This window comes from Kitasatospora sp. NPDC093679, from assembly GCF_040683455.1.
GTDB lineage: Bacteria > Actinomycetota > Actinomycetes > Streptomycetales > Streptomycetaceae > Kitasatospora > Kitasatospora arboriphila.
Genome location: NZ_JBFBDW010000034.1, coordinates 1 through 22,998, shown reverse-complemented (window position 1 = coordinate 22,998; position 22,998 = coordinate 1). Strand labels below are relative to the sequence as shown.

At 72.9% G+C, this 22,998-nt stretch carries 16 protein-coding genes; 10 read left to right on the top strand and 6 right to left on the bottom strand.

The window, feature by feature from the left end; genetic code table 11:
• The first annotated feature begins 276 nt into the window (after positions 1-276).
• Positions 277-2,304, top strand: a complete 2,028-nt coding sequence (gene malQ, locus AB0O09_RS25280; RefSeq protein ID WP_363544792.1) for a 4-alpha-glucanotransferase — start codon at positions 277-279, stop codon at positions 2,302-2,304.
• Positions 2,305-2,324: 20 nt separating this feature from the next.
• The gene (locus AB0O09_RS25275; protein WP_344625710.1) at positions 2,325-2,558 is read left to right on the top strand and encodes a hypothetical protein; all 234 of its coding nucleotides are present in this window, start codon (positions 2,325-2,327) and stop codon (positions 2,556-2,558) included.
• Between the two features lie 148 nt (positions 2,559-2,706).
• On the opposite strand, the gene AB0O09_RS25270 is transcribed toward AB0O09_RS25275, so the two are convergent.
• The 3 genes from AB0O09_RS25270 to AB0O09_RS25260 are packed head-to-tail and all read right to left on the bottom strand — an operon-like array spanning position 2,707 to position 5,342.
• Complete coding sequence (locus tag AB0O09_RS25270; protein WP_363544789.1) at positions 2,707-3,462, bottom strand: FAD:protein FMN transferase; 756 nt, start codon at positions 3,460-3,462, stop codon at positions 2,707-2,709.
• Positions 3,463-3,493: 31 nt separating this feature from the next.
• Positions 3,494-3,961, bottom strand: coding sequence for an FMN-binding protein (locus AB0O09_RS25265; protein WP_363544687.1), 468 nt, complete (start codon positions 3,959-3,961; stop codon positions 3,494-3,496).
• Positions 3,962-3,986: 25 nt separating this feature from the next.
• On the bottom strand, positions 3,987-5,342 hold the full coding sequence (locus AB0O09_RS25260; RefSeq protein WP_363544684.1) for a ferredoxin reductase family protein: 1,356 nt from the start codon (positions 5,340-5,342) through the stop codon (positions 3,987-3,989).
• A 226-nt stretch (positions 5,343-5,568) separates the two neighbouring features.
• Here AB0O09_RS25260 and AB0O09_RS25255 point away from each other — a divergent pair, with 226 nt between their 5' ends.
• Both AB0O09_RS25255 and AB0O09_RS25250 read left to right on the top strand, forming a co-directional pair.
• Complete coding sequence (locus AB0O09_RS25255; protein WP_363544682.1) at positions 5,569-6,285, top strand: response regulator transcription factor; 717 nt, start codon at positions 5,569-5,571, stop codon at positions 6,283-6,285.
• Positions 6,282-7,784 (top strand): HAMP domain-containing sensor histidine kinase, encoded by a 1,503-nt coding sequence (locus tag AB0O09_RS25250; RefSeq protein ID WP_363544679.1) that lies wholly within the window; start codon positions 6,282-6,284, stop codon positions 7,782-7,784. The genes AB0O09_RS25255 and AB0O09_RS25250 overlap by 4 nt, the downstream gene beginning before the upstream one ends.
• An 83-nt stretch (positions 7,785-7,867) precedes the next feature.
• On the opposite strand, the gene pepN is transcribed toward AB0O09_RS25250, so the two are convergent.
• The gene (gene pepN, locus AB0O09_RS25245; RefSeq protein WP_363544676.1) at positions 7,868-10,450 is read right to left on the bottom strand and encodes an aminopeptidase N; all 2,583 of its coding nucleotides are present in this window, start codon (positions 10,448-10,450) and stop codon (positions 7,868-7,870) included.
• A gap of 336 nt (positions 10,451-10,786) precedes the next feature.
• Between pepN and AB0O09_RS25240 the strand changes: the two genes are divergently transcribed.
• The 6 genes from AB0O09_RS25240 (at position 10,787) to AB0O09_RS25215 (ending at position 19,321) form a co-directional block, all read left to right on the top strand.
• A complete protein-coding gene (locus tag AB0O09_RS25240) occupies positions 10,787-11,983 on the top strand; it encodes an ROK family transcriptional regulator (protein ID WP_344625732.1) in 1,197 nt (398 codons plus the stop codon).
• Positions 11,984-12,226: 243 nt separating this feature from the next.
• Positions 12,227-13,321, top strand: a complete 1,095-nt coding sequence (locus AB0O09_RS25235) for a substrate-binding domain-containing protein (RefSeq protein WP_363544672.1) — start codon at positions 12,227-12,229, stop codon at positions 13,319-13,321.
• Between the two features lie 193 nt (positions 13,322-13,514).
• Complete coding sequence (locus AB0O09_RS25230; RefSeq protein WP_344625717.1) at positions 13,515-14,303, top strand: ATP-binding cassette domain-containing protein; 789 nt, start codon at positions 13,515-13,517, stop codon at positions 14,301-14,303.
• The gene (locus AB0O09_RS25225; RefSeq protein ID WP_363544667.1) at positions 14,300-15,589 is read left to right on the top strand and encodes a sugar ABC transporter permease; all 1,290 of its coding nucleotides are present in this window, start codon (positions 14,300-14,302) and stop codon (positions 15,587-15,589) included. The genes AB0O09_RS25230 and AB0O09_RS25225 overlap by 4 nt, the downstream gene beginning before the upstream one ends.
• A gap of 183 nt (positions 15,590-15,772) precedes the next feature.
• Positions 15,773-17,680 (top strand): 1-deoxy-D-xylulose-5-phosphate synthase, encoded by a 1,908-nt coding sequence (gene dxs / locus AB0O09_RS25220; protein ID WP_363544664.1) that lies wholly within the window; start codon positions 15,773-15,775, stop codon positions 17,678-17,680.
• A gap of 126 nt (positions 17,681-17,806) precedes the next feature.
• Positions 17,807-19,321, top strand: coding sequence for a glycosyltransferase family 39 protein (locus tag AB0O09_RS25215; RefSeq protein ID WP_363544661.1), 1,515 nt, complete (start codon positions 17,807-17,809; stop codon positions 19,319-19,321).
• Between the two features lie 102 nt (positions 19,322-19,423).
• Here AB0O09_RS25215 and AB0O09_RS25210 read toward each other — a convergent pair whose 3' ends face one another.
• Complete coding sequence (locus AB0O09_RS25210) at positions 19,424-21,550, bottom strand: 3-hydroxyacyl-CoA dehydrogenase NAD-binding domain-containing protein (protein WP_363544658.1); 2,127 nt, start codon at positions 21,548-21,550, stop codon at positions 19,424-19,426.
• A gap of 2 nt (positions 21,551-21,552) precedes the next feature.
• A complete protein-coding gene (locus AB0O09_RS25205) occupies positions 21,553-22,770 on the bottom strand; it encodes an acetyl-CoA C-acyltransferase (protein ID WP_344625722.1) in 1,218 nt (405 codons plus the stop codon).
• Positions 22,771-22,998 lie beyond the last annotated feature (228 nt).

The following is a 22,998-nucleotide window of genomic DNA, read 5'->3' as shown; positions in this document are numbered from 1 at the left end:
TGACAAGCGGCGCGGGTCGGTCTTCATGACCGGCCCGCGCCTCGGCGTCCGGGCGCATTGTGCGTTGGTTGAGTGCCAAAGGCGCCGTGTCGGTCGGGGTCACCAGGCCCCATGACGGGTAGGACTGTGCCTGTTCGCGTTCGGTGATGTCCCGACTCCAGGGAGCCGCGAGTGGCCGCATACCTTGACCGTGACCAGGCAGCCGGGGAGCAGGTCCCCGCCGAGGACGCACCGCCCCCGCCGCCGGACCTGGTGGCGCTGGCGCACGCGTACGGGGTGGACAGCACGTACAACCCGGGCGGCGGGACGGTCCCGGTCGGCTCGGACACGCTGGTCGCGGTGCTGGCCGCGCTCGGCGTGGACGCCTCCACCCCGGAGGCCGTCCGGGCGGCGCTGCACAGCCACCGGGTGGAGACCGCCGCCCGGCTGCTGCCGCCGACGGTGGTGGTCCGTCAGGGCCGCCGCACCGCACTGGACGTCCCCGCCGAGGCGGAGCTCGCCGTCGAGCTGGAGGACGGCGGCCGCTGGGACCTCCCGAAGGGTCACTCGCACTGGCTGCCCGCCGACCTGCCGCTCGGCCGGCACCGGCTGACCGCGAAGGCCGGCCCCCGCCACGGGTCCGCCGCACTGATCGTCGCCCCCGAGCGGCTGCCCGAGCCGCCCGGCCGCTCCTGGGGCTTCCTCGCCCAGCTCTACTCGGTGCTCTCCGAGCGCTCCTGGGGCATGGGCGACCTCGGCGACCTGGCCGACCTCGCGCAGTGGGCCGGCCACGCGCACGGCGCCGGCTTCCTGCAGATCAACCCGCTGCACGCGGGCATGCCGGGCGCCCCGTCGGACCCGTCGCCCTACCGCCCGTCCTCGCGCCGCTTCGCCGACCCGGTGCACCTGCGGATCGAGGCGGTGCCCGAGTACGCGTACGCCGACGCCGGGATCCGGGACGTCGCCGAGCGGGCCGGCCGGCTGCGCGCCGAGGTGCTCGACCACGACGGCCTGATCGACCGGGACGCCGTCTGGGCGCTCAAGCGGGAGGCCCTGGAGGCGCTGTACGCGGTGCCCCGGACGGTCGGTCGCCGGGCCGCGCTGGACGCCTTCACCGCCCGCGAGGGCGAGTGGCTGGAGCGGTACGCCACCTGGTGCGCCCTCGCCGAGCAGCACGGCCCGAACTGGCACGCCTGGCCGAAGGGCCTGCGGCGTCCCGACGGCCCGCACCTCGCCGCCGCCCGCGCGGAACTCGCCGAGCGGATCGGCTTCCACCGCTGGCTGGCCTGGCTGGCCGACGAGCAGCTCGGCCGGGCCCAGCGGGCCGCCGAGGACGCCGGCATGGCCGTCGGCCTGATCCACGACCTCGCCGTCGGCGTGCACCCGGACGGCGCCGACGCCTGGGCCCTCCAGGACGTCCTAGCCCACGGCATCTCGGTCGGCGCCCCGCCGGACGCCTTCAACGCGCACGGCCAGGACTGGGGGCTGCCGCCATGGCGGCCCGACGCGCTGGCCGCCACCGGCTACCTGCCCTTCGCCGAACTGCTGCGGGCCGCCGCCCGGCACGCCGGGGCGCTGCGGATCGACCACGTGATGGGGCTGTTCCGGCTCTGGTGGGTGCCGGCCGGCCACCCGCCCACCCGCGGCGCCTACATCCGCTACGACGCGGAGGCGATGCTCGGCGTGCTCGCCCTGGAGGCGCACCGGGCCGGCGCGTACGTCATCGGCGAGGACCTGGGCACGGTGGAGCCGGGCGTCCGCGAGGAGCTGGCCTCCCGGGGCGTCCTCGGCACCTCGGTGCTCTGGTTCGAGCGGGACTGGCAGGCCAAGGGCGAGATCCTCCCGCCGGAGCGCTGGCGGGCCGGCTGCCTCGCCACCCTGACCACCCACGACCTGCCGCCGACCGCGGCCCGGATCGGCGGCGAGCACGTGGAGCTGCGCCACCGCCTCGGCCTCCTCGCCCGCCCGCTCGGCGAGGAGCAGGAAGCGGCCCGGACCGAGCTCGCCGAGTGGGCCGCCGAACTCACCGCCCGCGGCCTGCTCCCCGAGGGCGCGGAGCCGACGCCGGAGGCGCTGTACGCCTTCCTGCTCGCCACCCCGGCCGCCCTGGTCGGCGTCTGGCTGCCGGACGCGGTCGGCGACCCGCGCCCGCAGAACCTGCCCGGCACCTGGGACCAGTACCCCAACTGGCGCCTCCCGGTGGCGGACGGGGAGGGCAACCCGGTGACCCTCGACGCCCTCGCCGCGGCCCCCTCCACCGCCCGCCTGGTGGCGGGCCCGGCGGCCCGGCTCGGAAGGCCCACCCCGCCGAGCGGCTCCGTGTGAGCGGCCGGTACGGTGACAACGTGGACAAGAGGAACGCTATGCGCGCCGGTGCGGTCACCGCGGCGGCCACGCTGATGATGCTGATGACGTCGCCCGCGATGGCCCTGACCCGCGACGACGGTGACCAGCCGGGCTCCGGGATCAGCACCGCCGAGGTCGTCGGCATCTACGTGCTGCTGCCGATCGCGCTCTTCCTGCTGATCGCCGGCCTGGTCTGCCTGCCCTCGCTGAAGAACAAGGGCAAGAACAAGTAAGACGTCCGTCCGAGCGCCGTCGGGGCCCCGCCCCGGCGGCGCTCCGGCATGTCCGGGGGAGTTCCCGGGCCTGCGGCCGGCACGCCGGAACGCGCCCGCGACGGGGCGGCGGCCCCGAATCCGGCCGGGGCAGCCCCGGCGGGGGCGGTCAGGAGGCGGTGGCCGGGTGCCAGTCGGCGGGGCCGGCGGCCGGGAGGTGCCGGGCGAGGCCGTCCGTCCAGCGCTTGGTGCCGTCGGGCAGCACGGCGAGCGCCTCGACGCCGGGCCGGCGGGCGGCCCAGGCGAGGGCGCGGTCGGGGCCCATCGCGAAGGCGGCCGTCGCCCAGGCGTCCGTCCGGGCGATGCCGGTGGCGGGGTCGCCGACCAGGGTGAGCGAGGCGAGTCCGGCGGCGGGGCGGCCGGTGCGCGGGTCGAGGACGTGCGCGCCGCGTTCGGCGGTGCCGGAGGTCGCCACCGCCAGGCCGCGGCCGCCCAGGACGGCTGCGAGCCGGCCCGGCCGCAGCGGATGGGCGATCCCGACCCGCCACGGCCCGCCCGCGGTCTGCACGTCGCCGCCGCCGCTGACGCAGTGCTCCCGGGAGCCGGAGGCGTGCAGCATCCGGGCGGCCTCCTCGACCGCCCAGCCCTTCACCCAGCCGCTCGGGTCGAGCCGGCCGCCGGGCCGCTCGGTGAACCAGCCGTCGGTCTCCGCCGCCACCTCCCGGCAGGCCGCGAGCACGGCCGGCACCATTGGGTCGCAGGCGTCGAGGGAGAGTTCGCCGCGGTCCAGACGGCTGATGTCGGAGTCGGCGCGGTACGGGGAGAAGACCGCGTCGATCCGGTGCAGCCGTTCGGCGATCCGGTCGAGCACCCCGGGGGTGCCCGGGCCGGGGTCGCGCACGGCGAAGGAGAAGACGGTGCCCATCACGGGTTCGGCACGGCGCAGCACGGCCCGTTCACCGCCCGGCCTTGTCGAGGGCGCTCTGCAGCGAGCGGGTGTAGCCGTCGCTGGTGAAGGTCGCACCGCTGACCACGTCGATCTGGGCGCTCTGGGCGGCCATCGCCTCCTGGTTCAGCAGCGGCAGCGCGTAGCTGTTGATCTCCTGGTCGCGGTGGTCGTTCGAGGGGTACTGGACGACGTCGATGTTGGTGATCCGGCTTCCGTCGAGGGTGACCTTCACCTGGACGGGTCCGTAGCGGGTGTTCGCGGCGTCCCCGGTGACCGTTCTCGTCGAGGACGACGAGGAACCGGACGAGCTGCCCGTGGAGCTGCCCGACGAGGAGCCGGACGAGGTGTCGGTGGTGCTGCCGGCGCCGCCCGAGCTGATCACCGGGGCGGCACCGGCCCCGTCGTGCGGCTTCAGCGAGAGCAGCAGCACGATTCCGGCCGCGGTGGCGGCGCTGCTGACGACGGCTCGGCGCATGGGGTCCTCCTGGGGGACGGGGGGATCAGAGGGCGAAGGACTCGCGGTGGATGCGGTTCGGCCGCACGCCGGCGGCCCGCAGCGAGCGGACGGCCTCCTCGGCCATCCCCTCCGGGCCGCACAGGTAGACCTCGTGCTCGGCGAGGTCGGGGAGCAGCCGGCGCAGCGCGGTGCCGAGGTCGCCGACCTGGGTGCGCGACCCGACCAGGGCGTGCACCTGCCCGCCGCGCCGCCGGGCGACCGCCTCCAGCTCCTCCCGGAACATCAGGTCCTCGGGTCGGCGGGCCCGCTGCACCAGGGTCACCCGGCCGGGCAGGGTCTCGAACAGCGCCCGCAGCGGGGTGACCCCGACCCCCGCGCCGAGCAGCAGCACCCGGTGCTCCCGCTGCAGCCGGCCGGTGAACGCGCCGTACGGGCCCTCGGCGCGTACCCGGGTGCCGGGGCGCAGCGCGGCCACGGCGGCGCTGTGCCCGCCCAGGTCCTTGACGGTGAACCGGAGGAAGTTCGGGTGCGGCGGCGCCGAGAGCGAGTACGGGTTGGCGGCCCAGCGCAGTCCGGGCGCCTGGAACTGCAGCCGGAAGAACTGTCCGGGTTCGGCCCGCAGCTCGTCCAGCCGCCGGCCGGTCAGGAAGAGCGACACCACTCCGGGGGCCTCCGGGCGGACCTCGGCGACCCGCAGCCGGTGCCGGCGGTCGAGCAGCCACGGCCGCGCCAGCCGGTACCAGCCGACCAGGACGGCGGTGCCCAGGTAGAGCGCGTACCAGAGGGCCTTGGCCTTGGGATCGCCGAAGTCGGCGCCGGTCGCGAGCTGGTGGCCGAAGGTGAGCGCGACGGCCACGTAGGTGGCCAGGTGCAGGTAGTACCAGGTCTCGTAGGAGAGCCGGCGGCGGGCCGCCCGGGCGGAGACCGCGCCGGTGCCCAGCAACAGGAGCGTGCCCAGCGTCGCCTTGATCATCTCGGGGTAGTGGAACACGATGTCCACGCCCTCGGCGACCACCCCCCGATCGTTGGTCAGCGCGTACCCCCAGGTGATCGTCAGCACGTGGACGGTCACCACGGACACCATCCACCGCCCGCCGAAGGCGTGCCAACGGGCCAGCCGGTCGGCGCCGACCTCCCGCTCCAGCGGGGGCAGCCGGGCCATCAGCAGGATCAGCACGGGTGCGGCGTAGCCGGCGAGCAGTCCGGTGAGCCGGCCCGCGTTGGTGAGCCAGCCGGCCGCGCCGGCGACCGAGGCGGTGTCCTTCCACCAGAGCGCGGTGACGCCGAGCGCTCCCGCCGAGATCAGCGCGAGCACGGCGGTCGGCACGGCGGCGACCGGACGGCGCGGAGCCGCCCGGTGCGTCCGGGCGCCGGGCCGCGGTGGGGCTGCGACAGCCATCGGGAACCTCCTTCGAACCCGGCGGCGAGTGCCGCCGAGGTGGCCCACGATGGCACCGCAAGCTCTCAGTTGCCTCTGAGTGCGCGGCCTCCCGGCGGCTCTCACGGAGCGCGTCCGCGCAGGTCAGGGCAGGTTCGGCGGGCGGGCGAGGGCTCCGGGGATCTCAGCGCTTTCTCATCGCGGCGGGCCAGAATGAGAGTCCGTGACAGCGCACCGAGGGAGCACCATGGACGACTCCGCCGACCGGCAGGCCTGGCGGGTCCTCGTCGTCGACGACGAACCGGACCTGGTGGAGGTGGTCTGCGGGGCGCTCCGCTACGAGGGCTGGGAGGCCGTCGGCGAGACCACCGGCGAGGCCGCCGTCCGCACCGCCGCCGCCTGGCGGCCGCACGCCGTGGTGCTCGACATGATGCTCCCCGACCTCGACGGCATGGAGGTGCTGCGCCGCATCCACGCCGCGCGGCCCGAGGTGCGGGTGCTCTTCCTCACCGCCAGGGACGCCGTCGAGGACCGGATCGCCGGGATCGCGGCGGGCGGCGACGACTACGTCACCAAGCCGTTCAGCCTGGCCGAGGTGGTCGTCCGGCTGCGCGGGCTGCTGCGCCGCACGGCCCCGCCCGCGCCCGCCGGGCAGCCGCCCGCGCACGCTCTGGTCCTCGGCGACCTCGTCCTCGACGAGCAGGCCCGCGAGGTCACCCGCGGCGGCGAGCCGATCGACCTCAGCCCCACCGAGTACGCGCTCCTCGCCCACCTCATGCACCACCCCCGACAGGTGCTGAGCAAGGCGCAGCTCCTGGACGCCGTCTGGTCCTACGACTTCGGCGGGCAGGCGCACGTCGTGGAGCTGTACATCAGCTACCTGCGTAAGAAGATCGACGCGGGCCGGACGCCGATGATCCACACCGTGCGCGGCGCCGGCTACCTGATCAAGGCGTCCCCGTGACGGCCGCCCGGCCGCGGACCGCGCGGCTGCGGGCGAGGGCGGGGCGGCTCGTGCCGCGCACCCTGCGGGCCAGGCTGATCGCCGGACTGCTGGTGCTGCTGGTCGTCACCTGCGCCGCGGTCGGCTTCGCCACCACCGCGGCGCTGCGGCACTTCCTGGTCGACCGGCTGGACCAGCAGCTCACCGACACCGGCGGGCGGTACGCCGCCAGCCTGGAGCACGCCGGCCAGGGCGGCACCGCCGACACCCGGGCGCAGCCCCCCGGGACCTTCGGCGCCCGGCTGCTGGACGGCCGGGCCACCGCGGCCGGTGTGGTGGACGGGGACGCCGACGACGCCGACCGCCCCAACGCCGACGACCGGGTCGACCTCTCCGCGGCCGACCTGCGGGCCCTGACCGCGCTGCCCGTCGGCGGACCGGCGCACACTGTCCGGCTGTCCGACCTCGAAGGCCCGTACCGGATGCAGGCGGTCGCGGGCCGGGACGGCGACGTACTGGTCAGCGGTCTGCCGCTGCATCAGGTCGAGGACACCGTGGAGCGTCTGACGACCCTGGAGCTGACGGTCTTCGCGGTCGCCGTCACCGCGGCGGGGGTGGCCGGGGCGCTCTGGGTCCGCTGGTCGCTGCGGCCGCTGGACCGGGTGGCCGGGACGGCCGAGCGGGTCAGCACGCTGCCGCTGGCGAGCGGCGCCGTCGACCTCTCCGTGCGGGTGCCCGACGACGATCCGGCGACCGAGGTCGGCCGGGTCGGGGCCGCGCTCAACCGGATGCTCGGCCACGTCGGGGCCGCGCTCGCCCGCCGGCACGCGGTGGAGGAGCGGCTGCGGGCGTTCGCCGCCGACGCCAGCCACGAGCTGCGCACCCCGGTCGCCGCCGTCCGGGGCCACGCCGAGCTGGCGCTGCGCCATCCCGGTCCGGTGCCCGAGCCGGTGGTGCACTCGCTGGAGCGGATCGGTGCCGAGGCCGGGCGGATGGGCGCCATCGTGGAGGACCTGCTGCTGCTCGCCCGGCTGGACGCGGGCCGGCCGCTCGCCGACCAGGAGGTCGACCTGACCCGGATCGCCCTGGACGGCGTGGCCGACGCCCGCGCCGCCGGGCCGGACCACCGCTGGCGGTTGGTGCTGCCCGAGGAGCCGGTGCTCGTGCGCGGCGACGCCGACCGGCTGCGCCAGGTGACGGCCAACCTGCTGGCCAACGCCCGCACCCACACACCGCCCGGCACCGCGGTGGAGCTCGCCCTGGAGCGGGCGGGCGCGGAGGTGCGGCTGTCCGTCGCGGACACCGGCCCGGGCATCCCGCCGGAGCTGGCGGACCGGATGTTCGAGCGCTTCGTGCGCGGGGACCGGGGCCGGTCGCGGGCCACCGGCTCGACCGGACTCGGCCTGTCGATCGTGCAGGCCGTGGTGCAGGCGCACGGCGGCACGGTGGACGCGGCGAGCCGGCCGGGCCGTACGGTCTTCACCGTCCGACTGCCGGCCGCGACGGCGCCGCAGGCGTGAACCGCAGGCGCGACCCGCGGGGGTGACCCGCGGCGGGACCGCCGGCGGCCGGGCGGGACGGGCCCGCCCGGCCGCCGGAAGGGTCAGTGGCGCTCGCCGGCCGCGCGGTCGGCGGCCTGCGCCCGGAGGGCGCGCTCGACGCCGGCCCGGGACTCGACGACCTGGCGGCGCAGGGCCGGCGCCGGGTCGGCCGAGGCCAGCCAGGCGTCGGTGGCGTCCAGGGTGGCCTGCTCGACCTGGTAGGCCGGGTACAGGCCGACGATGATCTGCTGCGAGATCTCGTGGCTGCGGCTCTCCCAGACGCCCTTCACCGCGGCGAAGTACTTCTCGCGGTAGGGGGCGATCAGCTCGCGCTGGTCGGGCTGCTGGAAGCCGCCGATGACGGCCTCCTGCACGTAGTTGGTGAGCTTGTCGGACTCCACCACGGAGGCCCACGCCTCGGCCTTGGCCCCGGCGGTCGGGCGGGCGGCCCGGCAGCTCGCGGCGTGCTCCTGGCCGGAGGAGGTGTTGTCGCGCACCAGCTCCTCGTCGACGGCCTTGTCGTCGGCGCGGCCGGCGGCGACCAGGCGGGCCAGCAGGCTCCACCGCAGCTCGGTGTCGACGGCCAGGCCCTCGATCACCTCGGAGCCGTCGAGCAGGCCGGCCAGCAGGCCGAACTGGGCGTCGGTGCGGGCGGCGGCGGCCAGGGTGCGGGCCCAGGCGAGCTGGTGGTCGCTGCCGGGGGCGGCGGCGCGCAGCTGCTCCTCGGCGGCGGCGGCCCAGCGCTGCAGGCCCTCCTCGCGCCACGCCGGGTCGGCGTACATCTCCAGGGCGAGCTTGACCTGGCGCTGCACGGACTGCACGACGCCGATGTCGGACTCGCGCTGCAGGCCGGAGAGGGCGAGGGCGAGGTAGTCCCGGGTGGCGAGCTCGCCGTCGCGGGTCATGTCCCAGGCGGAGGCCCAGCACAGGGCGCGCGGCAGCGAGTCGGCGAAGTCGCCGAGGTGGCCGGTGACGACGGCCAGCGAGTCCTCGTCGAGGCGGACCTTGGCGTAGGACAGGTCGTCGTCGTTGAGCAGCAGGACGGCGGGGCGGTGCCGGCCGACCAGCTCGGGCACCTCGGTGCGCGGGCCGTCGACGTCGAGCTCGATCCGGTCGGTGCGCACCAGGGAGCCGTCGACCAGCTCGTACAGGCCGACCGCGATCCGGTGCGGGCGAAGCACGGCCTCGCCGCGGGCGCCGGCGGGCAGCGCCGGGGCCTCCTGGAGGACGGCGAAGGACTCGATCTCGCCGTCGGTGTTGATCCGCAGCTCGGGGCGGAGCACGTTGATGCCGGCCGTCTCCAGCCACGCCTTGGACCAGGTCCGCAGGTCGCGGCCGCTGGCCTCCTCCAGGGCGCCGAGCAGGTCGGGGAGGGTGGTGTTGCCCCAGGCGTGGCGCTTGAAGTAGGCCTGCACGCCCTGGAAGAACGCGTCCTGGCCGACGTAGGCGACCAGCTGCTTGAGCACCGAGGCGCCCTTGGCGTAGGTGATGCCGTCGAAGTTGACCTGGACGTCCTCCAGGTCGTTGATCTCCGCCATGATCGGGTGGGTGGACGGCAGCTGGTCCTGCCGGTACGCCCAGGTCTTCATCTGGTTGGCGAAGGTCGTCCAGGAGTGCGGCCACTTGGAGCCCGGGGCCTCGGCCTGGCAGACGGCCTCGGCGAAGGTCGCGAAGGACTCGTTCAGCCAGAGGTCGTTCCACCACTCCATGGTCACGAGGTCGCCGAACCACATGTGGGCGAGCTCGTGCAGGATCGTCGCGGCGCGCATCTCGTAGGAGGCGTCGGTGACCTTGGAGCGGAAGACGTACTGGTCACGCAGGGTGACGGCGCCCGCGTTCTCCATCGCGCCGGCGTTGAACTCCGGAACGAACAGCTGGTCGTACTTGGCGAACGGGTAGGCGAAGTCGAACTTCTCCTGGAAGTAGTCGAAGCCCTGCTTGGTGACCTCGAAGATCGCCTCGGCGTCCAGGAACTCGCGCAGCGAGGGGCGGCAGTACACGCCGAGCGGCACCCGCTGGTCGCCGTTGGCGTACTCGTCGAAGACGCCCACGTAGGGACCGGCCACCAGCGCGGTGACGTAGGTGGACATCCGCGGGGTGGGCTCGAAGGCCCAGGTGCGGGTCGCGCCCTCGCCGGCGGGCTCGGGGGTGGGGGAGTTGGAGACCACGACCCAGCCCGCCGGGGCCGTCACGGTGAAGCGGAAGCTCGCCTTGAGGTCGGGCTGCTCGAAGGCGGCGAACACCCGGCGGGCGTCCGGGACCTCGAACTGGGTGTACAGGTAGGTCTCGCCGTCCACCGGGTCGACGAAGCGGTGCAGGCCCTCACCCGTGTTGGTGTAGGCGCAGTCGGCGACCACCCGGAGCTCGTTCTCGGCCCGGACGGCGGGCAGGGCGATCCGGCTGTCGGCGAAGTTGGCGAGGTCCAGCGCCTCGCCGTTCAGCACGATCTCGGAGACGCCCGGCGCGACCAGGTCGATGAAGGTGGCGGCACCCGGGGTGGTGGCGGAGAAGCGGACCACGGTGGTGGACCGGAAGGTGCCCCCTTCGGGGGCCGAGCCCAGGTCGAGCTCGATGTCGTACGACTCCACATGCAGGAGTGCGGCCCGGGTACGGGCCTCCTCACGGGTCAAGTTGGTGCCAGGCACTCGCAGGACTCCTTCGTCAGGCTTGGTTGGGGGCATCCTTTCACGAGCGTCCCCCGCGCGGACCTGCGATTTCCGGGGCTGTCGGGCGGTTCGGGCGTTCGGCTACGACACTCGACGTAGGGCGGTGGCTGAGGTTTCGCAACGATCTGCCTTCGCCCTTGACTCTGTATTGCGGACTTGGCTGAGCTTAGAGTTCAGAAGTTGAAGATGAACGCCCGGTTGAGGATTCGACACCGCAGGGTGACGGCCCGGCCGGCCACAACGAGCTCCGCCGCAAGGGCGCGGCAGGGACGGGAGCGGTCGGGTTCCCGTGCCCTGGGAGGGTGAATCATGTCGATGGACACGCCGGGATCGCAGTCCTCGCTGCACCGGGCGAACCTCGAGAGGGTGCTGCGGGCCGTGCGGATGGCCGGCTCGCTGACCCAGGCCGAGATCGCCAGGTCCACCGGGCTGTCGGCGGCGACGGTGTCCAACATCGTCCGCGAGCTGAAGGAGAGCGGCACCGTCGTGGTCGCCGACACCTCCTCGGGCGGCAGACGGGCGCGCAGCGTCTCGCTCAGCGGGGACGCCGGGATCGTGGTCGGCGTCGACTTCGGCCACACCCATCTGCGGGTCGCGGTGGGCAATCTGGCGCACCGTGTGCTGGCCGAGGAGAGCGAGCCGATCGACACCGACGTGTCGGCGCAACAGGGCTTCGACCGGGCGGAGACGCTGGTCGGGCGGCTGCTGACGCAGGCCGGCTTCCGGCCGGACAAGGTGATCGGGGTCGGACTGGGCGTACCCGGCCCGATCGACGTGGAGACCGGCGCGCTCGGCTCGACGGCGATCCTGCCGGGCTGGACGGGCGTCAACCCGGGCCGGGAGCTCTCCCAGCGCCTGGGCATGCAGGTGTACGTGGACAACGACGCGAACCTGGGCGCCCTGGGCGAGTTGGTGTGGGGCGCGGGCCGCGGGCTGAGTGACCTCGCGTACATCAAGGTGGCCAGCGGCGTCGGCTCCGGACTGGTCATCAACGGGCAGATCTACCGGGGCCCCGGCGGCACCGCCGGGGAGATCGGGCACATCACCCTGGACGAGGCCGGACCGGTCTGCCGCTGCGGCAACCGGGGCTGCCTGGAGACCTTCGTCGGCTCGCGCTACCTGCTCAACCTCTTGAACGCGAGCCACCCCGGGGAGTTGACGCTCACCAAGGTGGTGCAGCTGGCACAGCAGGGCGACCTGGGCTGCCGGCGGGTCATCGCGGACGCCGGCCGGCAGATCGGGTCGGGAGTCGCGACCCTGTGCAACCTGCTGAATCCGCGTCGGGTGATCCTCGGCGGCGAACTCGCGGAAGCCGGTGAGCTGGTGCTTTCCCCGATCCGGGACTCGGTGGCGCGGTACGCGATCCCGAGCGCGGCGCGGCAGCTCTCGGTCGTCCCGGGCACGCTCGGCGGCCGGGCGGAGGTGCTCGGCGCGCTGGCCCTGGTGATGAGCGAGATGGGCGAATCGGGCGCGATCCGGCACACCGGACTGGCCTCCGCGTCCAGTGCCTGAGCACCCCGCGAGCCGACCCTGAACTGCTCCTGAGCGGCCCCTGAGCTGCGCCGATCGGCCCCCGACCTGTCCCGGCAGGCGGGGGCCGCGGTCGTTTGATCTCGGCTTCGCCTTCAGGAAGATAACGAAAGGGTTCGGATCACCGCAGTTGCGGTTTTACTTATTGACGACAAGGTGCGGGCCGGGTTGACTCCACTCAACCTCGCCGCAAGGTTGCGGCACTGTCAGGGAGGCACCCCCACCATGAACGCAATGATGCGTCGCGCTGTCATCGGCACCGCTGCTGTTTCGATGGCTCTCTCCATGGCCGCCTGTGGCAAGGCCGGCAGTGACAAGAAGGACGACGCCAAGGGCGGCGACAGCAAGTCGATCGGCCTGCTGCTCCCGGAGAACGCGTCCTCCGTGCGCTACGAGTCCTTCGACAAGCCGTTCATCGAGGCCAAGGTCAAGGAGCTGTGCGGCGACTGCACCGTCAAGTACAGCAACGCCGAGGGCTCGGCCGCCAAGCAGAAGCAGCAGTTCGACACCCTGATCGCCCAGGGCGTCAAGGTCATCATCCTGGACGCGTTCGACGCGGCCTCCACCCAGTCCTGGGTGAAGGAGGCGGCCGACAAGGGCGTCAAGGTCATCGCGTACGACCGCCTGGCCACCGGCCCGGTCTCCGCCTACGTCTCCTTCGACAACGAGAAGGTCGGCGAGCTGCAGGGCCAGGCCCTGGTCGACGCCCTCGGCGCCAAGGCCGCCGAGGCCAACATCGTCATGATCAACGGTGACGACGCGGACCCGAACGCCGGCAAGTTCAAGTCCGGTGCGCACAAGGTCCTCGACGGCAAGGTCAAGAAGGTCGTCTACGAGCAGTCCGGTGAGTGGAAGCCCACCGTGGCCGGCCAGAAGATCGGCGCCGCGATCACCCAGCTCGGCAAGGACGGCTTCCAGGCCGTCTACTCCGCCAACGACGGCATGGCCGCCGCGATCATCACCCAGCTGAAGTCCGCGAACATCAACGTTCCGGTCGGCGGCCAGGACGCGGGCCTCGACGCCATCCAGCGCCTCGTCAGCGGCGAGCAGTCGTACACCATCTACAAGGCGTACAAGCCGCTGGCTGACTCGGCCGCCGAGCTCGCCGTCGCGCTGCTGCAGGGCAAGGACGTCAAGGCCATCGCCTCCGCCAGCATCGACAGCGACACCGACAAGGGCATCCCGGCCAAGCTGCTCGACCCGAAGGTCGTCACCAAGGCCAACATCAAGGACACCGTGATCGCCGACAAGCTGTACACCGTCGCCGACATCTGCACCGGCACCTACGCCGACGCCTGCAAGGCCGCGGGCCTGCAGTAAGTCCACCCGGGTGGGCGCTCCCCGGCGGGAGCGCCCACCCTGCGGCGAGACCGGCTCCCCACCTCCGGCGGCGGGGCTCCACCCGGGCCCCGGCCGGTCTCCACCCCTTTTCTCGCACTAACCTTCGCGCCCGGGTCGGCGCGCGGCAGGCCGTGTCATGCCCATATCCGGGGGCTGGCGCGGAACGAAGGAGATGGTTCACGTGACAGGCGCACCCGTACTGGCGTTGCGCGGTGTCTCCAAGCGCTTCGGTGCCGTCCAGGCGCTCACCGATGTGCACCTGGAGGTCCACGCCGGCGAGGTGGTCGCCCTGGTGGGCGACAACGGTGCAGGCAAGTCGACGCTGGTGAAGACGATCGCCGGCGTGCACCCCATCGACGAGGGCGCGATCGAGTGGGAGGGCAGCAAGGTCGCGATCAACCGGCCGCACGACGCCCAGGCCCTCGGCGTCGCCACCGTCTACCAGGACCTCGCACTCTGCGACAACCTCGACGTGGTCGGCAACCTCTTCCTCGGCCGCGAGCTGCGCCGCTTCGGCGCGCTCGACGAGGTCGCCATGGAGAAGCGCGCCAAGGAGCTGCTCGACACCCTGTCGATCCGCATCCCCAGCGTCCGCATCCCGATCGCCGCCCTCTCCGGCGGCCAGCGCCAGGTCGTCGCGATCGCCCGCGCCCTGGTCGGCGACCCCAAGATCGTGATCCTGGACGAGCCCACCGCCGCCCTCGGCGTCGAGCAGACCGCCCAGGTCCTCGACCTGGTCGAGCGCCTGCGCGACCGCGGCCTCGGCGTGATCCTGATCAGCCACAACATGGCCGACGTCAAGGCCGTCGCGGACACCGTCGCGGTGCTCCGCCTGGGCCGCAACAACGGCGTCTTCGAGGTGGCCAACACCTCGCACGAGGAGATCATCTCCGCCATCACCGGCGCCACCGAGAACGCCGTGACCCGGCGTCAGGCACGTATCGCGGAGGAAGCGAAGTGACCACGGACCAGACCACCAACGCCGCGGAGAAGGCCCCCGAGCCCGCCGCCGCGCCGGCCGCCCCGGCGGTCGACCCGCGCCTGCTCGTCCGCGAGGCCGGCTTCGCCGGCTACGTCGCCGAGTTCAAGCGCAAGATGAAGAGCGGCGACCTGGGCTCCGTCCCCGTCGTGCTCGGCCTGATCCTGATCGGCGCCATCTTCCAGGGCATCACCGGCGACTTCCTCAACGCCGACAACCTCACCAACATCACCAAGTGGGTCGCCGGCCCCGGCCTCATCGCCGTCGGCATCGTCTTCGTGCTGCTGCTCGGTGAGATCGACCTCTCCCTCGGCTCGGTCGCCGGCGTCTCCGCCGCGATAGCCGCCGTCCTCTCGGTGCGCTCCGGCCTCAACGAGTGGCTCGCCTGCCTGATCGCCATCGTGGCCGCGCTCGCCATCGGCGCCCTGCACGGCTTCTTCTTCGCCAAGATCGGCGTCCCCGCCTTCGTCGTCACCCTGGCCGGCCTGCTCGCCTGGAGCGGTCTGCAGATGTTCGTCCTCGGCGACAAGGGCACCGTCAACGTCCTGAACGACGGTGTGCTCGCCAACCTGGACACCTACTTCCTCGGCGACGGCGACGTGGCCTTCACCTGGGGCTTCGCGGTCCTCGGCATCGCGCTCTTCGGCGCCGGCCAGTTCCTGGACGCCAAGCGCCGCGGCGACGCCGGCCTGCCGGCCCGCCCGATGAGCGAGATCGCGCTGCGCACCGGCGTGATCGCCGTCATCGGCCTGGTCGCCGCCTACATGCTCAACCAGGACCGCGGCCTGCCGCTGCCCCTGGTGATCTTCCTGTCGATCGTCGTCATCACCGACTTCGTGCTCCGCCGCACCGGCTACGGCCGCCAGATCTTCGCGGTCGGCGGCAGCGTCGAGGCCGCCCGCCGGGCCGGCATCAACGTCGCCTGGGTCCGGATCTCGGTCTTCATGATCTCGGCCGGCATGGCGGCCCTCGGCGGCCTCTTCATCGCCTCCCAGCAGGGCTCCGCCGACAAGCTGCTCGGCGGCGGCAACGTCCTGATGAACTCGATCGCGGCGGCCGTCATCGGCGGCACCAGCCTCTTCGGCGGCCGCGGCAAGACCTGGTCCGCCCTGCTCGGCATCCTGGTCATCCAGTCGATCATCACCGGCCTCGACCTGGTCCACGTGAACCAGGCGATCCAGTACATGATCACCGGCGCGGTGCTGCTCGGCGCCGTCGTGCTCGACTCCGTCTCCCGCCGGACCCAGAAGTCCAGCGGCCGGGGCTGACGACACGCCCGGAGCAGTGTGAGGCCCGGCACCCGAACCGATCGGGTGCCGGGCCCCGTCATGTGTAACCGGAGCCCCCATGCGCCGCATGGTGTCCGCCAGCCGGACATTAGACTCTTGCAGTCGGGGAAGCCCGGCCAGGCCGGACAGAGAGGTCTGGGAACAGTGAACGAGGAGGAACGGGTGGCCCTGCTGACCCGCATTAGGGGACCGCGCGATCTCGACCGGCTCACCCCGGCGCAGCTGGCCGACCTGGCCGAGGAGATCCGCGGCTTCCTGGTCGAAGAGGTCTCGAAGACCGGTGGCCACCTCGGCCCGAACCTGGGCGTGGTGGAGCTCACCATCGCGATGCACCGGGTCTTCGACTCGCCGCGCGACCGGATCCTGTTCGACACCGGTCACCAGAGCTACGTCCACAAGCTGCTCACCGGCCGCCAGGACTTCTCCCGGCTGAAGATGAAGGGCGGCCTGTCGGGCTACCCGTCGCGCGCCGAGTCCGAGCACGACGTGATCGAGAACTCGCACGCCTCGACCGTCCTCGGCTACGCCGACGGCCTCGCCAAGGCCAACAAGATCCAGGGCCACAAGGACCGCCCGGTCGTCGCCGTCATCGGCGACGGCGCGCTGACCGGCGGCATGGCCTGGGAGGCCCTCAACAACATCGCCGACGCGAAGGACCTGCCGGTCGTCATCGTCGTCAACGACAACGAGCGCTCCTACTCGCCGACCATCGGCGGCCTGGCCAACCACCTCGCGACCCTGCGCACCACCCAGGGCTACGAGCGGTTCCTCTCCTGGGGCAAGGACGCGCTGCAGCGCACCCCCGTCGTCGGCCAGGCGATGTTCGACACCCTGCACGGTGCGAAGAAGGGCCTGAAGGACTTCATCGCCCCGCAGGGCATGTTCGAGGACCTCGGCCTCAAGTACATCGGCCCGATCGACGGCCACGACCTGGTGGCGCTGGAGTCCGCGTTCACCAAGGCCCGCGGCTTCGGCGGCCCGGTGATCGTGCACTGCATCACCGAGAAGGGCCGCGGCTACCACGCCGCCGAGAACAACGACGAGGACCGCTTCCACGCGGTCGGCGTCATCCACCCCGACACCGGCCTGCCGGTGAAGTCCTCCGGCAAGGACTGGACCTCCGTCTTCGGCGAGGAGATGGTCGCCCTCGGCCGCGAGCGCAAGGACATCGTGGCGATCACCGCCGCGATGCTCCACCCGGTCGGCCTGGCGCCCTTCGCCAAGGCCTACCCGGACCGCATCTTCGACGTCGGCATCGCCGAGCAGCACGCGGCCGTCTCCGCCGCGGGCCTGGCCACCAACGGCCTGCACCCGGTCGTCGCCGTGTACGCGACCTTCCTGAACCGCGCCTACGACCAGGTGTTGATGGACGTCGCCCTGCACAAGCTGGGCGTCACCTTCGTCCTCGACCGGGCCGGCGTCACCGGCACCGACGGCGCCTCGCACAACGGCATGTGGGACATGTCGATCCTGCAGACCGTCCCGGGCCTGCGGCTCGCCGCCCCGCGCGACGCCGACCAGGTCCGCGCCCAGCTGCGCGAGGCCGTCGAGGTGCCGGACGCGCCCACCGTCGTCCGCTACTCCAAGGGCAGCGTCGGCCCCGCCGTGCCCGCGATCGGCAAGGTCGGCGGCATGGACGTGCTCCGCGAGAGCGGCGAGGGCGGCGGCGACGGGCGCGCCGACGTGCTCATCGTCTCCGTCGGCGCGATGGCCCCGCTCTGCCTGGAGGCCGCCGAACTGCTCGACGCCCAGGGCATCACCTCCACCGTCGTCGACCCGCGCTGGGTCAAGCCGGTCGACAAGGCGCTGCCCGGCCTCGCCGCCGAGCACCGCGTCGTCGTCACCGTCGAGGACAACGGCCGCGTCGGCGGCGTCGGCTCCGCGATCGCGCAGGCCCTGCGCGACGCCGACGTCGACCTGCCGCTGCGCGACTTCGGCATCCCGCAGGAGTTCCTCGACCACGCCAAGCGCGAGGAGATCCTCGCCGAGATCGGCCTCACCGCCCCGGACGTCGCCCGCCAGGTGACCGCCCTGGTGGCGCGCCTCGACGCGCAGCCCGTCCAGGCCTGACCGCCCTCCGCCGGAGCCCCGGGTGCAGCCGCGCCCGGGGCTCCGGCGCGCCCGGAACCGGACGTACAGGGCGCGATCACGGGACCAGCGCGCCCGCCGGCACGGGTGCCCGGTAGGTTGTCACCCGTGCCCACACCGACCTCCAGCCGCCCCGCCGTGACCGCCCGCCTCCGCGAGCAGGTCCGGACGGGCTACTGGACGAGGCTGGTGCCGGTGCTGGCCCTGCTCGCGGTGGCCACCCACGTCCCGTCCTTCCTGCGGCCGGTGTGGAGCCCCGACGAGGGCTACCTCGCCACCCAGGCCCGCATGCTGGCCGACGGCGGGGTGCTCTACGACACCGTCGTCGACCGCAAGCCCCCGCTGCTGCCCTGGCTCTACCAGGCCTGCTTCGCGCTGTTCGGCTCCGGCTCGCTCTGGCCGCTGCGCAGCCTGGCGATCGTCGCCCACCTGGTCACCGCCGTCCTGCTGGCCTCCATCGCCCGCGGGCGCTGGGGCAACCGGGCGGGCGGCGCGGCCGGCGTGCTCTACCTGCTGCTGTCCATCGGCCTGTCGCCCGAGGACACCCAGGCGGCGACCTTCGAGGTCTTCATGCTGCCGGCCATGGTCGCCGCCTTCCGGTACGCCGAGCGGCGCCGCTGGCTGGCCGCGGGCATCGCGGTGGCGCTCTGCTCGCTGACCAAGCAGACCGGCGGCGCGGTGCTCCTGCCGGTGCTGTGGATGCTGCTGCAGGACGCCCGCCGGCGCGGGGTGCGCTGGCCCCCCGTGCTGGCCGCGATCGGCTTCGGGTTCGCGCTGCCGATAGCGCTGGTCGCGCTGATCCTCACCAAGCCCAAGGGCTTCCTCTTCTGGGTGGTCACCGGCAGCGGCGACTACGCCTCGCTCGGCGGCGCCTGGCTGCAGATGACCGGCCGGGCGCTCGGCAACTCCGCGATCCTGCTCGCCGCCGGCCTCGGCTTCGTGGTGCCGATCGGGTACCGGCTGTGGCTGCGGCGCGGCCGCCGCGCCGTCCCCGGGGCGGGGGAGGAGCACGGCTCCACCACCGACCTGTGGGTGTGGCTGCTCTCGTCGGCGGTCGCGGTCAGCATGGGCTTCCACTTCTTCGGCCACTACTACCTGCAGCTGATGCCGCCGCTGGTGCTGCTCGGCGTCGGCGCGGTCTCCACCTCGGCGGTGCGCTGGCGGCCGGTGCTCACCTACTCGGCGGTCGCCTGCACCTTCTTCTGGGGCCTCGCGGTGTTCTGGCCGGGCCAGAAGCTCACCCAGACCACCGAGGTGGCCACCGCGGTCGCCAAGCAGACCACGCCCAAGGACACCGTGCTGGTCTGGGGCATGCACCCCGAGCTGTACTGGCTGGCCGACCGCCGCCCCGCCAGCCGTTACCTGACCGCCGGCTTCCTCACCAACTTCAGCGGCGGCAAGGACGGCCAGAAGGTCGGCGAGCAGTACAGCGTCAGCGAGGCCTGGCAGACCTTCGACGAGGAGCTCGCCGCCAAGGGCCTGCCCGAGATCGTCGTCGACGACTCCGGCACCGCCCCCTACCAGCCGCTGCTGATCCCCCGCATCGAGAGCCTCCTCGACACCCACTACGAGGTCGTCGGCGTCACCGGCGACACCGTCATCTACCGGCTCAAGAAGAAGTAGCCCCCGAAGGCCCCGGAGACGGCCTCAGGACGCCTCCAGGGCCGCTCCGGACATGCGAAAGGCCCCCGCCGGGTGGCGGGGGCCTTCGTGTCGCTACGGGGCTCAGGCCGGGACGGAGGCCACGCCCGGGGCGAGGAAGCGCTTGCCGTTCACCCGCTCCGAGACGCCCTCGCGGTCCAGGTACGGCGTGATGCCGCCCAGGTGGAAGGGCCAGCCGGCGCCGGTGATCATGCACAGGTCGATGTCCTGCGCCTCGCCGACGACGCCCTCGTCCAGCATCAGGCCGATCTCCTGCGCCACGGCCTCCAGGGCACGGGCGAGGACCTGCTCCTCGGTCAGCACGGTGTCGCCGAAGGTCAGCAGCTCCAGCACCTCGGGGTCGAGGACCTGCTGGCCGTCCTGCCAGACGTAGAAGCCGCGCTTGCCGGCCTTGACGAGCTTGCCGAGGTTCTCGGAGACGGTGAACCGCTCCGGGAAGGCGCCGTGCAGGGTCTCCGACACGTGCAGGGCGATGGCCGGGCCGACCAGCTCCAGCAGCACGATCGGGGACATCGGCAGGCCGAGCGGCAGCACGGCCTTCTCGATGGTCTCGATCGGGGTGCCCTCGTCGATGGCGCCCTGGATCGCGTCCATGAAGCGGAGCAGGATCCGGTTCACCACGAACGCCGGGGCGTCCTTGGTCAGGACGGCCGTCTTCTTCAGCTTCCGGGCCACGCCGAAGGCGGTGGCCAGCGAGGCGTCGTCGGTCTTCTCCGCGCGGACGATCTCCAGCAGCGGGAGGATCGCGACCGGGTTGAAGAAGTGGAAGCCGACGACCCGCTCCGGGTGCTCCAGCTTGGAGGCCATCTCGGTGACCGACAGCGAGGAGGTGTTGGTCGCCAGGATGGTGGTCGGCGAGACCACGGCCTCCAGCTCGGCGAGGACGTTCTGCTTGACGCCCATCTCCTCGAACACGGCCTCGATGACGAAGTCCGCGTCGCCGAAGGCGACCGCCTTGTCCAGGTGGCCGGAGACCAGGCCCTTGAGCTTGTTGGCCTTGTCGCCGTTGATCCGGCCCTTGGCGAGCAGCTTGTCGACCTCGCCGTGGACATAGCCCACGCCCTTGTCGATGCGCTCCTGGTCGATGTCGGTCAGCACGACCGGCACCTCCAGGCGGCGGGCGAACAGCAGCGCCAGCTGCGAGGCCATCAGGCCCGCGCCGACGACGCCGACCTTGTTGACCGGGCGGGCCAGCGACTTGTCCGGCGCACCGAAGGGGCGCTTGGCGCGGCGCTGCACCAGGTTGAAGGCGTAGATGCCGCTGCGCAGCTCGCCGCCCATGATCAGGTCGGCCAGCGCCACGTCCTCGGCGTCGAAGCCGGCCTGCAGGTCCTGGTCCTTGACCTGCTGGATGATGTCGAGCGCCTTGTAGGCGGCCGGCGCGGCGCCGTGCACCTTGGCGTCGGCGACCAGGCGGCCCCAGGCGACGGCGTCGTCCCAGGCCTTGCCGCGGTCGATCTCCTCGCGCTCGACGGCGGTCTCGCCGGTGAGCACGGAGGCGGTCCAGTGCAGCGACTGCTCCAGGAAGTCGGCCGGCTCGAAGATCGCGTCCGCGATGCCGAGCTCGAACACCTCCTGGCCCTTGAGCTGCTTGTTCTGGCTCATCGAGTTCTCGACGATGACCTTGACGGCCTTCGCCGGGCCGATCAGGTTCGGCAGGATCGTGCAGCCGCCCCAGCCCGGGACGAGGCCGAGGAAGACCTCGGGCAGCGAGAACGCCGGGATGCCGGAGCTCACGGTGCGGTAGGTGCAGTGCAGGCCGACCTCGACGCCGCCGCCCATCGCCGCGCCGTTGTAGTAGGCGAAGGAGGGGACGGGCAGCGCGGCGATCCGCTTGAAGACGTCGTGGCCGCCCTTGCCGATGGCCAGCGCGTCGCCGTGCTCCTTGAGCACCTCGACGCCCTTCAGGTCGGCGCCGACCGCGAAGATGAACGGCTTGCCGGTGATCGCCACGGCGGCGATCCCGCCCTCGGCGGCCTCGGCCTCGACCCGGTCCAGCGCCTCGGAGAGCTTCGCGAGCGAGCCCGGGCCGAAGGTGGTCGGCTTGGTGTGGTCGAAGCCGTTGTCCAGGGTGATCAGCGCCAGCTTGCCGGCCTGCTTGGGCAGGTCCAGGTGACGCACGTGCGCGGTGGTGACGACCTCGCCGGGGAACAGCTCGGCGGCGCGCTTCAGCAGCTCGGTGGTGCTCACGGTCACTTGTTCCCCTCGAAGTGCGGGTTCTCCCAGATGACCGTGCCGCCCATGCCGAAGCCGATGCACATGGTGGTCAGGCCGTAGCGGATGTCGGGGCGCTGCTCGAAGCGGCGCGCCAGCTGGGTCATCAGGCGGACGCCGGTGGAGGCCAGCGGGTGGCCGTAGGCGATCGCGCCGCCGTACGGGTTGACGCGCTCGTCGTCGTCGGCGATGCCGTAGTGGTCGAGCAGCGAGAGGACCTGGACGGCGAAGGCCTCGTTGATCTCGAAGGCGCCGATGTCGTCGATGGTCAGACCGGCCTTGGCCAGCGCCTTCTGCGTCGCCGGGACGGGGCCGATGCCCATGACCTCGGGCTCCACGCCGGCGTAGGCGAAGGAGACCAGGCGCATCTTGATCGGCAGGCCGAGCTCCTCGGCGACGTCCTCGGCGGCCAGCAGCGAGGCGGTGGCGCCGTCGTTCAGACCGGCCGCGTTGCCCGCGGTGATGTTGCCGTGCGGGCGGAACGGGGTCTTGAGGTTCGCCAGCGACTCCATGGTGGTGCCGGGGCGCATCGGCTCGTCCGTCGTCGCCAGGCCCCAGCCGGTCTCGCCGACCTCGGGGTTGGTGTTGCGGATCGCGATCGGCACCAGGTCCGGCTGGATGTCGCCGTTGGCGTACGCCTTGGCGGCCTTCTCCTGGGAGCGCACGGCGTAGGCGTCGCAGCGCTCCTTGGTGATGTGCGGCAGGCGGTCGTGCAGGTTCTCCGCGGTCATGCCCATGAACAGGGCGGACTCGTCGACCAGCTTCTCCGACACGAAGCGCGGGTTCGGGTCCACGCCCTCGCCCATCGGGTGGCGGCCCATGTGCTCGACGCCGCCGGCGACGGCGATGTCGTACGCGCCGAAGGCGATGCCGCCCGCGGTGGTGGTGACGGCGGTCATCGCACCGGCGCACATGCGGTCGATCGCGTAGCCCGGGACGGACTGCGGCAGACCGGCGAGCAGGCCCGCGGTGCGGCCGATGGTCAGGCCCTGGTCGCCGATCTGCGTGGTAGCGGCGACGGCGACCTCGTCGATGCGCTCGACGGGCAGGTTCGGGTTGCGGCGCACCAGCTCACGGATGCACTTGACGACCAGGTCGTCCGCGCGGGTCTCGTGGTAGATGCCCTTCGGGCCGGCCTTGCCGAACGGGGTGCGGACGCCGTCGACGAAGACGACGTCCCTCGCGGTACGAGGCACGGGGGCTCTCCTCCCAGGGGACATGACGTTAAGCGCAGTCCGCACGGCTCACGGGTGGAGCGGCGCTGCTTCAGAGCCATGCTACCCGCCGGTAACTAACTTGCCCAGGGGCCACACCCCCCGGACGGGGTGTGTCGCCCGACACGTCGGTGAACCGGCGAGGGCGGGAAACCGGAAGGGGCGCGGGGAACCGCGCGGGACGGAAGGCGGCGGTCCGCACCTTCCGTC

Bases quoted from the DNA above. Each gene is read 5' to 3' on its own strand.
- AB0O09_RS25260 (WP_363544684.1), bottom strand. From the start codon at position 5,342: ATGGCTGTCGCAGCCCCACCGCGGCCCGGCGCCCGGACGCACCGGGCG.
- AB0O09_RS25240 (WP_344625732.1), top strand. From the start codon at position 10,787: ATGGACACGCCGGGATCGCAGTCCTCGCTGCACCGGGCGAACCTCGAG.
- AB0O09_RS25230 (WP_344625717.1), top strand. From the start codon at position 13,515: ATGGTTCACGTGACAGGCGCACCCGTACTGGCGTTGCGCGGTGTCTCC.
- AB0O09_RS25265 (WP_363544687.1), bottom strand. From the start codon at position 3,961: ATGCGCCGAGCCGTCGTCAGCAGCGCCGCCACCGCGGCCGGAATCGTG.
- AB0O09_RS25255 (WP_363544682.1), top strand. From the start codon at position 5,569: ATGGACGACTCCGCCGACCGGCAGGCCTGGCGGGTCCTCGTCGTCGAC.
- AB0O09_RS25270 (WP_363544789.1), bottom strand. From the start codon at position 3,462: ATGGGCACCGTCTTCTCCTTCGCCGTGCGCGACCCCGGCCCGGGCACC.
- AB0O09_RS25235 (WP_363544672.1), top strand. From the start codon at position 12,227: ATGAACGCAATGATGCGTCGCGCTGTCATCGGCACCGCTGCTGTTTCG.